The following is a 13,985-nucleotide window of genomic DNA, read 5'->3' as shown; positions in this document are numbered from 1 at the left end:
GATCATGGGTTGTCGACCGGCTCGGCCACGTGGTTGTCGACGCGGTCGGCGAGCTTGGCCGTCCACTCCGCGATCCGCCGGGCGATGTCCTGTTCGGTCATGCCGGCGTCGGCCAGCACCTCGCCCCGGCTGCCGTGCTCGAAGAATCGTTGCGGGAGCCCCACGGCCCGGACCGGGACGTCGCACTCCCGGTCCTGCAGCGCCTGGGTGAGGGTCGCCCCCACTCCCCCGGCCCGGCCGCCGTCCTCGACGGTGACGACCAGCCGGTGGCCCGCGGCGAGCGTCACGAGGTCGCCGGAGACCGGGAGCACCCAGCGCGGGTCGACCACGGTGACCTCGATGCCGTGGTCGGCGGCCCGCTGCGCCACGGCCAGGCACATCGGCACCATGGAGCCGACGGCGACCAGCAGCACGTCGGGCCGCTGGCCGCGGCGCAGCACGTCGACCGGCCCCCGCCGCTCCAGCGCCGGGATGTCGACCGGCGGGGCGCCCTTCGGGAACCGCACGACGGTCGGGCCGTCGGTGACCGCGACCGCCTCGCGCAGGGCCTCGCGCAGCGTCGATTCGTCGCGGGGCGCGGCCAGTCGCAGGCCCGGGACGACGGAGGTGATCGACATGTCCCACATGCCGTTGTGCGAGGCGCCGTCCGTACCGGTCACGCCGGCCCGGTCCAGGACGACGGTCACCGGCTGCCTGTGCAGCGCGACGTCCATCAGCAGCTGGTCGAACGCCCGGTTGAGGAACGTCGAGTAGACCGCCACGACCGGGTGCATGCCGCCCATCGCGACGCCCGCCGCAGACGTGAGCGCGTGCTGCTCGGCGATGCCGACGTCGAACGTGCGCTCCGGGAAGCGCTCGGCGAACGCGGCCAGACCGGTCGGGTGCAGCATCGCGGCGGTGATGGCGACGACGTCGGCCCGCTCGGTGCCGATGCGCACCAGCTCGTCGGAGAAGGCCGCCGTCCAGTCCCGGGCCGCGGCGGTCGATGCCCCGCTGTCGGGGTCGAAGACGCCCGTCGCGTGCCAGGCGTCGATCTGGTCGGTCTCGGCCGGCGGGTAGCCGTAGCCCTTGGTGGTCACCGCGTGCACGATCACCGGCCCGCCGAACGAACGGGCCCGGCGCAGCGCCGACTCCATGGCCTTGATGTCGTGCCCGTCAACCGGCCCGACGTACTTCAGGCCGAGGTCCTCGAACATGCCCTGCGGTGAGAGGACGTCCTTGAGGCCCTTCTTGATGGCGTGCAGGGCGTCGTACAGCGCCGAGCCGACCACCGGGGCGCGATGCAGGGCCTGCCGGACGGCGTCGAGCGCCTGCTCGTACCCCGGCCGCAGCCGCAACGTGGCCAGCGCGTCGGCGACCCCCCCGATCGTCGGCGAGTACGACCGGCCGTTGTCGTTGACCACGATGACGACCGGCCGGTCCTGGGCGGCCGCGATGTTGTTCAGCGCCTCCCAGGCCATGCCGCCGGTGAGCGCACCGTCGCCGATCACCGCGACCACCGGGCGCTGGTCCCCGCGGACGGCGTAAGCCTTGGCCAGCCCGTCGGCGTAGGACAGCGACGTGGACGCGTGGCTGTTCTCGACCCAGTCGTGGTCGCTCTCGGCGCGGCTCGGATAGCCGGACAGACCGCCGCGCTGCCGGAGCCGCTCGAAGCCCTCCACCCGGCCGGTGAGCATCTTGTGCACGTACGCCTGGTGACCGGTGTCGAAGACGATCGGCTCCCGTGGGGAGTCGAACACCCGGTGCACTGCGATGGTCAGCTCGACACAGCCGAGGTTGGGACCGAGGTGGCCACCGGTCTTCGCCACCCTGGTGACCAGCGCGTCGCGGATCTCCGCGGCGAGCGTCGGCAGCTGCTCGGCGGGCAGCGCACGCAGATCCTCAGGACCCCGCAGCGATGGCAGGAGCGGCACGGCTCGGCGGTGTCCTCTCTCCTTCGACAGCACGTCGACAGCGCGGTGATCGCCGTCGGTCCACTGTAACCGCGCCCGACCGGGGTGTCCGCGTGATCACCGTCGCCCACCCCGGAGGGTCAGAGCCGCGGCACCCAGCGTTCGCCGCGGAGCGCCCCGGCCACCACCTCCACGCCGCGGGCGGCGGCGGCCAGCCGGGCGCCCTCCCGCTCGTAGGCGACCATCGCGGCCTCGATCGCATCCGGTGGCAGCTGGTCGGCCAGCTCCACCCGCACGGTGCGCCAGCCGGCCCGCGCCGCCTCCAGCCCGGCGGCGACGTGGTCGCCGGCGAAGCGGGCGAGCAGCACCGGGTACCGGCGCAGCACCTCGTGCGCGCGGTAGTCCGGCGGGACGAGGTCGAACAGCCAGGCCACCGCGCTCTGCTCCCAGTCGGGCGCCCCGGGGGGCCGCACCTCCTCGGGCCAGCCCGGTGGCAGCGTCCCGTCCGTCAGCTCAGGACCCCGACTGCCGCTTGAGCCAGAACTGCTCGAAGCCCCAGGTGCCGGCGCCGCTGGAGTGGTAGCTGACCAGCTCCCACCCCTCGGCGCCCAGCTTGTTCAGCACGGAGCTGGTGTCTCCCTGCTGGCGTTCGGACTGACCGCCGGGGAGCTTGACGCTGACGCCGGCGCGCTGGGACTCGGCGTCGTTGGCAGTGATGACGGAGGCGTATTCCCATGTGGGCACCTCCAGACCGTAACGAACGGCGGTGTCCGGCCGGTCCGTCAGGCCGGGACCAGCAGGGCCACGCACTCCACGTGGGCGGTCATCGGGAAGGCGTCGAACCCGCGGACGGCGGCCAGCCGGTAGCCGGCCTCGCCGAACGCGGCGACGTCGCGGGCCAGCGCCGCCGGGTCGCAGGCGACGTAGACGACCGCGCGGGCGCCGGTCGCGGCCAGCAGCCGGCTCACGGCCTGGCCGGCCCCGGCCCGGGGCGGGTCGAGGACGACGACGTCCGGGGCGCCGCCGAGCTCGGTCAGCAGCTCCCCCAGCCCCTCGGCGTCCACCTCGCCCTGCCAGACCTCGGCCTGCGGCAGGTCGGCGAGGTTCGCGTCCGCCGCTGCGCAGGCGGCCTCGTCGGACTCCACGCACACGACGCGCCCGTCCGGTCCGGCAGCCGGCGCCAGCGCGCCCCCGAACAGGCCGACGCCGGCGTAGAGGTCCAGTACGGTCTCCCCCGGCCGCACGTGCGCGAAGCCGGCGACCGCGTCGACCAGGGCGTCCGCGGCGGCCGGGTGCACCTGCCAGAAACCCGTCCCCTCGACCTCCCAGTCACGCCCGCCCGCGTGCCGCTCGGCGCGGGTCGAGGGCTCCTCGGGCAGGTCGCCGCCCGGCCGGACGACGCGGCTGGACGTCGGACGGCCGCGCCGGTCGAGCCGGGTCGTGGTCACCGCGCCGGTCGAGTCGACCGAGACGTCGACCGCCCCCGCCCCCGGCCATCGCTGCCCCAGGACCGCCCGGGCGCCGGACTCGACGGTGATCGGGCAGTCGTCGAGGACGACGACGTCGTGGGAGCGGTGCCGGCGCAGTCCCGCGGCCCCCGACCGGTCGACGGCGAACCGGGCCCGCGACCGCCAGCGCAACGGTCCCCCGGGCAGCTCCTCGACGGTCAGGTCCACGTCGGCCAACCCGGCCAGGCGGGCCAGCTGCTCCCGGACGACCGCCGCCTTCAGTTCACGCTGCGCCGCCGGCGCCACGTGCTGCCAGTCGCATCCGCCGCACCGGCCGGGGCCGCTGTAGGGGCAGGGCCGCTCGACGCGGTCCGGCGAGGCCTCGAGCACCTCCACGGCGTCGGCGCGGCAGAAGCCGGGATGGCGGTCCTCGGTGACCCGCACCACCACCCGCTCACCGGGCAGCGCATGCCGGACGAACACGACGCGGCCCTCGTGCCGGGCGACGCAGTGGCCGCCGTGCGCCACGGAACCGACAGTGACCTCGAATTCCCGGCCGACCCATTCCAGGCCCGTCGCAGGGACCCGCGCCGAGCCTGCGAGGCGTGGGGGGCGACGTGGTCCTTCACCCATAAGGCGTGGCGTCCACCTGGTCGTCGGTGACGCCGCGGCGCAGGTCGCCGGGCCGCGGGCCGTCACCGGCGTCGACGTCCCGTCCGACCGAGCTCTCCAGCTGCCACGGCACGGTCGTGATCATCACGCCCGGCTGGAACTGCAGGCGGGCGCGCAGCCGCAGGGCGCTCTGGTTGTGCAGCACGTTCTCCCACCAGTGCCCGACGACGTACTGCGGCACGAAGACGACCACGATCTCCCGCGGGCTGGAGCGGCGGATGTCCTTCACGTAGTCCACGACCGGCCGGGTGATCTCCCGGTACGGCGACTCGAGGACCGTGAGCGGCACCGGGAGGTCGTAGCGCTCCCAGGAGGTCTGCAGTGCGCGCGTCTCGGCGTCGTCGACGTTCACCGTGAGCGCCGTCAGGTGGTCCGGGCGGGTGGCCCGGGCGAACGCGAGTGCCCGCAGGGTCGGCTTGTGCACCTTCGACACCAGCACGATCGCGTGCACCTTGCTCGGCAGCATCCGGGAGTCGCTGTCGGGCACCAGCTGCTCGGCCACGTTGGAGTAGTGCCGGTTGATGGCCTTCATCAGGCCGAACAGGATCGGCATGGCGAGGAGCACGAGCCAGGCGCCGTGCGTGAACTTCGTGATGACGATGATCACCAGGACGACGCTGGTCAGCGATCCGCCGATGGTGTTGATGATCTGCGAGCGGCGCATCTGCCGGCGCTGCTGCGGGTCGCGCTCGGTGCCCAGTTCGCGGTTCCAGTGCCGCACCATGCCCCACTGGCCGATGCTGAAGCTGGTGAACACCCCGATGATGTAGAGCTGGATCAGCCGCGTGACGTCGGCGTCGAACGCGAAGATCAGCAGGCACGCGAACCCGGCGAGCAGCAGGATGCCGTTGCTATAGACGAGCTTGTCACCGCGGGTGTGCAGCTGCCGGGGCAGGAAGCGGTCCTGCGCGAGGACCGAGCCCAGCAGCGGGAAGCCGTTGAACGCGGTGTTGGCCGCGAGCACCAGAACCAGCGCGGTGGCCGCCTGGATGTAGAAGAAGCCGATCGAGCCGTCGCCGCCGAACGTGGCCGCGGCGAGCTGGGCGATCACGGTGCGCTGGGGCGCGGTCTCGCAGTGGGCGAAGCCCACGAGGTCGCAGGCGCGCAGCGGGTCGACGTAGCGCACGTGGGCGAGCAGGGCCAGCGCCGTGACACCCGCGAACATGGTCGCCGCGATGCCGCCGAGCAGGGTCAGCGTGATGGCCGCGTTGCGGCTCTTCGGTGGCTTGAACGCCGGTACGCCGTTCGCCACGGCCTCGATGCCGGTCAGCGCCGTGGTGCCGGACGCGAACGCCCGCAGCGCGAAGAACAGCAGGGCCAGGCCGGTGAGATTGGTGTGCGCGGGGTCGGGCGTGATGCCGTAGTGCGCGCTCTCCGCGACGATCGGCGTCCCGAAGAACTGCCGGACCAGGCCCGTGACGATCATGACCATGATGCCGGTGGCGAACAGGTAGGTCGGGACGGCGAAGGTCTTCCCCGACTCGCGCAGGCCGCGCAGGTTGGCCGCGGCGAGCACCGAGACGAGCCCGATCGCGATCAGCACCCGGTGCTGGTTGAGCGACGGGAACGCCGAGATGATGTTGTCCGTGCCCGAGGAGACCGACACCGCGACGGTGAGCACGTAGTCGGTGAGCAGCGCGCTGGCGACCACGAGTGCGGCGAACTGGCCGTGGTTCTTCATGGCGACCTCGTAGTCGCCGCCGCCGGACGGGTAGGCGTGCACCACCTGCCGGTAGGACAGCACCACCGTCACCAGCAGCACGACGACGCCGGCCGCCAGCCACGGGGCCAGGTAGAGGTACGCCAGGCCGCCGAGGGTCAGGATGATCAGGATCTCCTGGGTCGCGTAGGCGACCGAGGAGAGCGCGTCGCTGGCGAAGATCGGCAGCGCCAGGCGCTTGGGCAGCAACGACTCACCCGCCCGGTCGCTGCGGACCGGACGGCCGAGGACGAGACGCTTGGGGAGTTGTCCGAGGTCGGACAGGCTGGGCACGGCGCGATGGTACGGACGCTGTGGCTCCAACTGCCGTTCCGGCCGGCGCTCCGAGTCGGCGTGCCCCTCCGGACGGAGGACGCCGGGCCCGTCGCGGCGCGTGACCGGCCGCCCCCGGGTGTAGCTTCGCGCCGATACGCGCCGCGGACGTCGCCGGCGCGACGAGGCTCCGGGAGTTCATTCGTGCACGTGGTCGTGATGGGCTGCGGCCGCGTCGGCTCCGCCATCGCCCGCCGGCTGGAAGAGGTCGGGCACAGCGTCGCCGTCATCGACCAGGACCCGGAGGCCTTCCGCCGGCTGGGCCCGGAGTTCACCGGCCGCCAGGTCACCGGGCTGGGCTTCGACCGGCAGACGCTGCTCGACGCCGGCATCGACTCCGCCGGTGCATTCGCCGCGGTGAGCAGCGGCGACAACTCCAACATCATCAGCGCCCGGGTGGCGCGGGAGACCTTCGGCGTGCAGCACGTCGTCGCCCGCATCTACGACTCCAAGCGGGCCGAGGTCTACGAGCGCATGGGCATCCCGAGCGTGGCCACGGTGCCGTGGACGGTGAACCGGCTGCTGCGCGAGCTGCTCTCGGTGAAGGTCAGCGAGCTGTGGCGCGAGCCCACCGGCAACATCCTGCTGATGCGGATCACCGTCACCGAGGGCTGGGTGGGCCGGAAGCTCGCCGAGCTCGAGTCGGCCTCCGGCGCCCGCGCCGCGTGGCTGGTCCGTTTCGGCGACGCCCAGCTCCCGACGGCCAGCACGGTGCTCCAGGACGGCGACCAGCTCGTCGTCGCCGTCACCGACGAGATCGCCACCCGCGTCCACGAGGTCGTCGAGGCCAGCACCTCCGGAGGGCAGCACTGATGCGCGTCACCATCGCCGGTGCGGGCGCCGTCGGCCGCTCGATCGCCGGAGAGCTGCTGGCCAACGGGCACAGCGTGATGCTCATCGAGAAGGACGGCCGGAAGGTGCGCACCCGCGCCGTGCCCGGCGCCGAGTGGGTGCAGGCCGACGCCTGCGAGGTGTCCACCCTCGAGGAGGCCCAGCTGGCCACCTCCGACGTCGCGATCGCGGCCACCGGCGACGACAAGGTCAACCTGGTGTTCGCGCTGCTCGCCAAGACCGAGTTCGCGGTCAACCGCGTCGTCGCCCGGGTCAAGGACCCGCGCAACGAGTGGCTCTACACCGATGCCTGGGGCGTCGACGTCGCCGTCTCGACCCCCCGCGTGCTCGCGGCGCTGGTGGAGGAGGCGGTGACCGTCGGCGACGTCGTCCGCCTGATGAGCTTCCGCAAGGGCGCGGCGAACCTGGTGGAGATCACCCTCTCCGAGGAGACCCCCTGGGTGGGCCGCCCCCTCCGTGACGTGCCGCTCCCCCGCGAGACGGTGCTCACCGCGATCCTCCGCGGCGAGCGGGTCATCACCCCGTCCCCCGACGAGCCGATGGAGGCCGGCGACGAGTTGCTGTTCGTCACGCACGCCGACGTCGAGGAGCAGCTCAAGTCGGTGCTGGCGCCCGAGTCGACGCGGGGCTGAGCCCCTACGCCTCCTCGGGTGGGCAGCGGTGCCGGTGCAGCCGGGCCACGACCCACAGCGTGACGACGACGTCGACGGCGGTCAGCGGCAGGCCCAGGACGATCGACATCGTGCCGAGCAGCGAGACGTCGTTCGCCTGGTACAGCACGCCCTGCACGAGCAGGCGCAGCAGGAACGTGACGCCCCAGAGCACGGTCAGCCAGCTGTAGGCGCGCATCAGGCGCCGGTCCTCGCGCCAGTGCAGCTCCGCCTCGGGCTCGGGCTCGCCTCGCGCGGGCTGCAGGACGGCGCCGGCCCGCCGCAGCCCCCCGCGCAGGCCCGGTGCGCGGTGGCTCGACATCGCGCCGAGGTGGCTCGGGGCCAGGAACTCCGCGATCACCCCGACCAGCGGGCGGCGGAGCGGGATGGAGCCCAGCAGCACGACGGCGATCGCGGCGTTGCGGGCGATGCCGAAGGCGAAGAAGTTGCGGGCCTGCCCGGAGAAGGCGGCGATGGCCACCGCGATGCCGACGGCGAACAGCCCGCTGACCGCCTGCTGGACGCTCTCCCGGCGCGCCAGGCGCAGGACGAACACCAGCAGCGCGGCCGCCAGCGCCGCCCAGATGCCCGTGCGCAGGCCGTCGACCGCGTTGGCCACGATGAAGGCCAGCGTCGGGAGGGTGGCGTCGACCATCCCGCGCCAGCCACCGAGTTGCTCGAGCACCAGGTGGCGGTCGAAGACGAATGCCGGCGGGACAGATTCCTCGGCGGGCCCGTGCCCGCCGTCCTCTGCGTCAGCCGCCACCGAGCTCGTACCAGGGGTTGTAGATGACCCGCTTGCCCTCGACCGCAGCGAACCGGCCGCGGGCGGTGACCGTGCGGCCCGGCTCGATGCCGGGGATCCGCCGGCGCCCCAGCCAGACCAGCGTCACCGAGCCGGAACCGTCGAACAGCTCCGCCTCCAGCGTGGGCACGTTCTCGCGGGGGGTGTAGACCACCGACCTGAGTCGGCCGGTGACGGTCACGAGTGCGCCCTTGCGGCAGGAGATGACCGGTTCGCAGCCGGCGCTGGCGGCGCCGGCGCGGAGCTCCTCGGCGTCGATCGTGTGGTCGTCGGCAGTGAGGCGCTGCAGCGTCCTCGACAACCAGCCGGTGGGACGGGTCTCGGTCACGACTCCAGCGTACGGCCGTCGGTGGCCGGGGCGGCGGTGGCCGCCGCCTGCTGCTGGGCCAGTTGCGCGGCGGCCTGGGCGGGCAGGGTGAGGGGCAGCTGCTCGCGCACCGGCATCGGGTCTGTGCCACGGACGACGACGATCGCCCGGAACGCCTCCTCCAGCGTGGCTGCCGCGGCCGGCTCGGCGGCCGCGGGCCCGCTCATCATCCCGCGGAGGAACCAGCGGGGGCCGTCCACGCCGAGGAACCGGGCCGGACGGCGCACCGGCTGGGGCGTGGGCTGGCCGGGCTGCGCCGGCGGGGTGGCCAGGATCGTGCCGGCGAGCTCGGGGCCGAAGGGGCCGTCCACCTCGCGCAGCGAGCCGCCCTGGCCGGAGGCGCTCGCGGCGAGGTCCTCGCGGACGCTGTCCCAGATGCCACCGGCGCGCGGCGCGGCGAACACCGAGACCTGGAGGAACGACTCACCGTCGCTCAGGGTCGCCGCGATCACCCGCTGCTGCTGGTTGAGCTCGACACGCAGGTCCATCCCGGGCAGCGCCGGCAGCCGCAGGGCGCCCAGGTCGATGCGGTTGACGCCGTCCTGCGGCGCGTCGGCCTCGTCCCAGGGGCCGGTGGTCTCCTCGACCTCCCGCTCGCGGTGCTGCGGCTCCGGAGGGACGCCCCGCTCGCGCAGGCTGCGGTCGATCCGGTTGCGCCGTCGTCCCAACGGCATGTCAGACCCGCCCTTCGAGAACTGCCGGTTCGGCCGAACCGGCCGTGGTGCCGCCCGTCGAGCCGTGACCGCCGGTGCCGCGCTCGCTGTCGGGCAGGTCGGCGACGGGGAGGAAGCGCGCCCGCACGACCGGCTGGACGACCAGCTGCGCGATGCGGTCGCCGCGGCGCAGGGTGAGCGAAGTGGTGGGATCGAGGTTGATCAGGTTGACCTTGATCTCGCCCCGGTAGCCGGCGTCGATCGTGCCCGGCGCGTTGACCATGCTCAGGCCGAGCCGGTGGGCCAGCCCCGAGCGCGGGTGGACGAAACCGGCGTACCCCTCGGGGATGGCCACGGCCACGCCGGTGCCGACGAGGGCCCGCTGGAACGGCGCGAGCTCGACGTCCTCGGCCGCCGACAGGTCCGCGCCGGCGTCACCGGGCAGGGCGTACCGGGGCGGGACGGCGTCAGCGTGGGTGAGCCGGACGGCTACGTCCAGCTCGGGGATCTCGGGCACGTCGGCGACCTTAACCGCGCTCGTCGCGCCCCTGCGCGCGACGGTCCGGCCACCCACCGGACCGGCTCAGCCGGACGTCGCGGCGGGGCCCCGGAGCTCGGTCAGCACCCGCCGGGCGAGGGTCTCGGTCGCCCGCCGGTTGCTGCGACCGGCGATGGCGGCACCGATCAGGAACGGCGCCGCGCTGGGCACCGCGCCGGCGAGCTTGCGCGTGAGCCGGCGACGCAGCGCACGGATGCCCGCGCTGCCCAGGAGCGCGGCCAGGCCGGTGCCCCCGAGGCCCTGGACCGAGCTCTGGGCCGACCAGCTCGCCAGGTAGGCCGCCGCGCGGGTTCCGGGGTCGCCGGTGGCCGGGCGGCCGTAGAGCTCGTGCAGCTCGCCGAGCAGGACCACCTCGACCCCGGCGATGAGCACCGTCTCGGCGCCCAGCTCCAGCGGCAGCGCGAGCAGCGACGCCGGCGCGAACCACTGGGCGGCGGACAGCCCACCGACGGCGGCGCCGACGCCGGAGGTCAGCCGGGCGGCGCGGGCGACCAGGGCGTCGGCGATCTCGTCCTCCGTCGACCCTGGGAACGCCGCCCGCAACCGGTCGCCGTCGCGGATGGGGAGCCGGGGCACGACCGCTGAGAGCAGGTCGCCCAGGAGCGCGCCCGGCGACCGGTCGCCGGCCGGCGGGGTCGGCTCGTCGCGGCCGGGCGCGAACGCACCGCCCACCGCCCCGGCCACCGCGCCGAGCACGTCGCGGAGGCCGGACGCCGCGGCACGCCGTCCGCCCGCGTCCGGAGAACCCTCCGGAGCGGTCCCGATCAGACCGGCCACGGCGTCGGCCACGGCGCGGGCCGCCCGGCCCAGGCCGGACTCCTCGGCCGGAGCAGCGGACAGGGCCGGCGGGACCGGGCGCGGCGTCGGCACGTCGCGCACCGCGCCGGTCCGGAAGCCGTCCTCGGTCATCGGGTCCCCTTCCGTCGTCCGGGGTGCTCTACCCCGCGCTGCTCACGCGCAGTCGCGGCAGAGCATCTGGTCGCCACGGGTGGAGGCGAGCCGCGTGCGGTGCTGCACGAGGAAGCAGCTGGAGCAGGTGAACTCGTCCTCCTGCTTGGGCAGCACGCGGACGGTGAGCTCCTCGCCGGACAGGTCGGCGCCGGGGAGCTCGAGGTTCTCGTTGAAGTCGGTCTCGTCGACGTCGACGGATGCTGACTGCGCCTCGGCGCGCCGCGCCTTGAGTTCCTCGAGCGAGTCCTCGCCGAGCTCGTCGGCCTCGTTGCGGCGCGGGGCGTCGTAGTCGGTGGCCATGGGTGCCTTCCTCTGTTCCAGCGGGCGTCGTGCCCGCTCGTGTGACCGCGGCGCGGGGTATGCGCCTCGGTCCGGCCGGCCGCGGTGGCGGCCGGTTGGTTCCGGGTCGGCCCCTCCTCCGACGTCCGGTGGACGGTGGAGGGAAAGGACCGGCGACCCCCCAACGCCGTGCGATCGGAGTTTGTGCCCGCCCGTGGAAACCAGTTCCGCACCCGACCGATCCGGGCGCCGGGGCCGCGGAGCGCCAGAGGTTACCCTGCCGCGGTGGCGAGTCCCGTGGGTGCTGATCCGAGCGTCGTGGGGCCGTACCTGGCCTCTGCGCTGAACGACGAGCGCTGGCGCTCGGTGAGCATCGAGCTCATCGCCGCCGGTATGTCGAACCTCACATACATCGTGACCCCGGACGGCGGGTCGAGCGACGATGCGGTGATCCTGCGGCGGCCCCCGACCGGCGCCGTGCTGGCCACCGCACACGACATGGCGCGCGAGCACCGGGTGATCTCCGCGCTGGCGCCGACCCCGGTGCCGGTCCCCCGGACGCTGCACCTGTGCACCGACACCGACGTGCTGGGCGCGCCCTTCTACGTGATGGAGCGCGTCCAGGGCATCCACGTCGTCCGCGAGTTCCCGCCCGGCTACGCCGACCAGCCGGCCGAGCGCCGGGCGGTGGGCGAGCGTCTCGTCGACGTGCTGGCCGACCTGCACTCGGTCGACTACGAGGCCGTCGGCCTGGGCGACTTCGGCCGGCCCGAGGGCTTCGCGGCGCGACAGGTGCGCCGGTGGACCAAGCAGTGGGACGCCACCCGCGACCGGGACCGCCCGGGTCTCGACGCGCTGGCCGCCCGCCTCGCCGAGACGGTGCCGGCGACGCAGCGTTCGAGCATCGTGCACGGCGACTACCGGCTGGACAACTGCCTGCTCGACCCCGCCACACCGGGGGAGATCAAGGCTGTCCTCGACTGGGAGATGTCGACGCTGGGCGACCCGCTCACCGACATCGGCATGATGTTCGTCTACTGGCCGGAGGCCGGTGAGGAACGCGCGTCGACGATGAGCCCCGTGACCACGCTGCCGGGCTTCCCGACCCGGCGCGAGGTCGCGGAGCGCTACGCGCAGCGGACGGGCGCCGACCTGTCCGACCTCAACTGGTACGTCGGCTTCGCCTTCTTCAAGTTCGCCGCGATCATCGCCGGCATCGTCGCACGGTCGGCGGCCGGGGCGATGGCCGGCAAGGACACCAGCGGTTACGCCGAGCGCATCGACCCGTGCGTGGAGCTGGGACGCGCCGCGCTGGACGACGGTGCCATCTAGCGCCCCGGTGCGGCCCTAAACTCCTGCCGACCGATCCGGGATTCTCGCCGGGTCCCGCCGAGGAGAGTGCCCGTGACGCTGCGTACCGACCGCCCCCCGGTGCGTCCCCGCAGCGGCCGCCGTCCGCTCCCGCCGCTGATCTTCCTGGTGGTGCTGGCCGTCGCCGCCGTCGCCGTCTGGTGGTACGTCATCCGCCAGGAGGAGGCGCACGTCGCGAAGCAGCAGGCCGCCTGCTCCACCGTCTCGGCGGCCGCACCCTCGCTCGACCCGGCCACGGTGACCCTGCGCGTCTACAACGCGACCGACACCGCCGGCCTCGCCACCACGGTCGCCAACTCCCTCAAGGAGCGCGGCTTCACCGTCGGCGAGATCGCCAACGACACCAGCGGCCGCGAGGTCACCGGCGTCGGTGAGCTGCGGCACGGCTCCCTCGGCAAGGACAAGGCCGACTACGTGCGCCTGTTCGTCCCCGGCGCCGGCGACTACCCCGACACCCGCGCCGACGACACGGTCGACGTGGTGATCGGCCCGGACTTCAAGACGCTCGCGACCGCCGACGAGGTCGCCAAGGCGCTGGCTCCCGCGAAGGCCGCCGCAGCCACCTGCTAGCCCGCGGCGGAGAGCTCGGCCAGTAGGTCGACCAGCGGGACGGCGATCGACGGCGCCGCCGCGATCGCCATCGGCTCGGCGAACGGGCGTCCCGGCAGCCCGGTGACCACGACGCCGGCCTCGGCGGCCACGAGCGCCCCGGCCGCGTGGTCCCACGGGTTGAGGTCGAGCTCGTAGAAGGCGTCGACCCGGCCCGCGGCCACGGCGCAGAGATCGAGCGCGGAGCTGCCGAACCGGCGGATGTCGCGGATCCGCGGAAGCAGCTGCGCGACGACCGCGCCCTGCGCGCGCCGCTGCTCCACCCGGTAGCCGAACCCGGTGGCGACGAGCGCCTGGTCGAGCGACCCGGGTCGGCTGCCCTCCAGTCGCACCGGTTCGGGCCGGGCCGGTGCGGACAGGTAGGCGCCACCGCCGCGGGTGGCGGTGAACAGGTCGCCGGTGGCGACGTTCAGGACCACACCGGCGACGACCTCGCCCGCCACCTCCGCGGCGATCGAGACCGCATAGGCCGGCAGGTCGTAGAGGAAGTTGACGGTGCCGTCGATCGGGTCGACCACCCAGCGGACCCCACTGGAACCCGACCTCGACGCACCCTCCTCCCCCAGCACGCCGTCCCCGGGCCGGGCGCCCAGCAGCCGCCCGACGATCAGCTCCTCGCTGGCCTTGTCCACCGCCGTGACGACGTCGGTCGGGCTGGACTTGAGGTCCACCTGCTGGGCCGCGGTGGCGCGGCCGCGGCCGACCAGCTCGGCCGCAGCGCGGGCGGTGGCGACGGCGAGGTCGAGCAGCGCCCGGGGATCGTCGGCTGCGGCGGGAGTCGAGGTCACGGAACCGATCCTGCCGCAGGTCGGCCCCCTGGCAGGGGCCCGTACGGGGTCCTTCTC

Annotated in this window: 16 protein-coding genes; 4 read left to right on the top strand and 12 right to left on the bottom strand. The window is 74.0% G+C overall.

The features are described 5' to 3' along the window. Positions 1-2: 2 nt before the first annotated feature. From dxs to AC2H4J_RS18575, 5 genes are all read right to left on the bottom strand, one after another. Positions 3-1,913 (bottom strand): 1-deoxy-D-xylulose-5-phosphate synthase, encoded by a 1,911-nt coding sequence (gene dxs, locus AC2H4J_RS18595; protein WP_487466380.1) that lies wholly within the window; start codon positions 1,911-1,913, stop codon positions 3-5. A gap of 119 nt (positions 1,914-2,032) precedes the next feature. Further along, a complete protein-coding gene (locus AC2H4J_RS18590; RefSeq protein ID WP_487466379.1) occupies positions 2,033-2,365 on the bottom strand; it encodes a hypothetical protein in 333 nt (110 codons plus the stop codon). 40 nt (positions 2,366-2,405) lie between these two features. Next, entirely contained in the window at positions 2,406-2,636 is a 231-nt protein-coding gene (locus AC2H4J_RS18585) for a DUF4177 domain-containing protein (protein ID WP_487466378.1), read from the bottom strand. Between the two features lie 38 nt (positions 2,637-2,674). Next, positions 2,675-3,973 (bottom strand): class I SAM-dependent RNA methyltransferase, encoded by a 1,299-nt coding sequence (locus tag AC2H4J_RS18580; RefSeq protein ID WP_487466377.1) that lies wholly within the window; start codon positions 3,971-3,973, stop codon positions 2,675-2,677. Further along, a complete protein-coding gene (locus tag AC2H4J_RS18575) occupies positions 3,966-6,005 on the bottom strand; it encodes an APC family permease (protein WP_487466376.1) in 2,040 nt (679 codons plus the stop codon). The genes AC2H4J_RS18580 and AC2H4J_RS18575 overlap by 8 nt, the downstream gene beginning before the upstream one ends. A 183-nt stretch (positions 6,006-6,188) precedes the next feature. Between AC2H4J_RS18575 and AC2H4J_RS18570 the strand changes: the two genes are divergently transcribed. Together AC2H4J_RS18570 and AC2H4J_RS18565 are read left to right on the top strand one after the other, a co-directional pair. Beyond that, entirely contained in the window at positions 6,189-6,857 is a 669-nt protein-coding gene (locus AC2H4J_RS18570; RefSeq protein WP_487466375.1) for a potassium channel family protein, read from the top strand. Beyond that, positions 6,857-7,528, top strand: coding sequence for a potassium channel family protein (locus AC2H4J_RS18565; RefSeq protein ID WP_487466374.1), 672 nt, complete (start codon positions 6,857-6,859; stop codon positions 7,526-7,528). The genes AC2H4J_RS18570 and AC2H4J_RS18565 overlap by 1 nt, the downstream gene beginning before the upstream one ends. Positions 7,529-7,532: 4 nt before the next feature. Here the strand turns inward: AC2H4J_RS18565 and AC2H4J_RS18560 are convergent, their stop codons facing one another. From AC2H4J_RS18560 to AC2H4J_RS18535, 6 genes are all read right to left on the bottom strand, one after another. After that, positions 7,533-8,312 carry a DUF3159 domain-containing protein gene (locus AC2H4J_RS18560; protein ID WP_487466373.1) on the bottom strand — a complete coding sequence of 260 codons (780 nt, stop codon included), beginning with the start codon at positions 8,310-8,312 and terminating at the stop codon, positions 7,533-7,535. Continuing rightward, positions 8,302-8,679 (bottom strand): OB-fold nucleic acid binding domain-containing protein, encoded by a 378-nt coding sequence (locus tag AC2H4J_RS18555; protein WP_487466372.1) that lies wholly within the window; start codon positions 8,677-8,679, stop codon positions 8,302-8,304. Before AC2H4J_RS18555 ends, AC2H4J_RS18560 begins: the two co-directional genes overlap by 11 nt. Further along, positions 8,676-9,392, bottom strand: coding sequence for a DUF3710 domain-containing protein (locus AC2H4J_RS18550; protein WP_487466371.1), 717 nt, complete (start codon positions 9,390-9,392; stop codon positions 8,676-8,678). Before AC2H4J_RS18550 ends, AC2H4J_RS18555 begins: the two co-directional genes overlap by 4 nt. A gap of 1 nt (position 9,393) precedes the next feature. Further along, on the bottom strand, positions 9,394-9,888 hold the full coding sequence (gene dut, locus AC2H4J_RS18545) for a dUTP diphosphatase (RefSeq protein ID WP_487466370.1): 495 nt from the start codon (positions 9,886-9,888) through the stop codon (positions 9,394-9,396). 66 nt (positions 9,889-9,954) lie between these two features. Continuing rightward, positions 9,955-10,839, bottom strand: coding sequence for a hypothetical protein (locus tag AC2H4J_RS18540; protein WP_487466369.1), 885 nt, complete (start codon positions 10,837-10,839; stop codon positions 9,955-9,957). Between the two features lie 42 nt (positions 10,840-10,881). Further along, positions 10,882-11,181: a DUF4193 domain-containing protein gene (locus AC2H4J_RS18535; protein WP_135159094.1), complete on the bottom strand. Its 300-nt coding sequence runs from the start codon at positions 11,179-11,181 to the stop codon at positions 10,882-10,884. Positions 11,182-11,445: 264 nt separating this feature from the next. Between AC2H4J_RS18535 and AC2H4J_RS18530 the strand changes: the two genes are divergently transcribed. Together AC2H4J_RS18530 and AC2H4J_RS18525 are read left to right on the top strand one after the other, a co-directional pair. Then, entirely contained in the window at positions 11,446-12,492 is a 1,047-nt protein-coding gene (locus tag AC2H4J_RS18530; RefSeq protein ID WP_487466368.1) for a phosphotransferase family protein, read from the top strand. Positions 12,493-12,564: 72 nt separating this feature from the next. Further along, a complete protein-coding gene (locus tag AC2H4J_RS18525) occupies positions 12,565-13,101 on the top strand; it encodes a LytR C-terminal domain-containing protein (RefSeq protein ID WP_487466367.1) in 537 nt (178 codons plus the stop codon). Here AC2H4J_RS18525 and AC2H4J_RS18520 read toward each other — a convergent pair. Then, a complete protein-coding gene (locus tag AC2H4J_RS18520; RefSeq protein ID WP_487466366.1) occupies positions 13,098-13,928 on the bottom strand; it encodes an inositol monophosphatase family protein in 831 nt (276 codons plus the stop codon). The two genes, AC2H4J_RS18525 and AC2H4J_RS18520, sit on opposite strands and share 4 nt — an antisense overlap. Positions 13,929-13,985: the final 57 nt, after the last annotated feature.

The sequence above is a fragment of the Blastococcus sp. OS1-29 genome (genome assembly GCF_057628075.1).
This window is presented reverse-complemented; position numbering and strand designations above follow the sequence as displayed.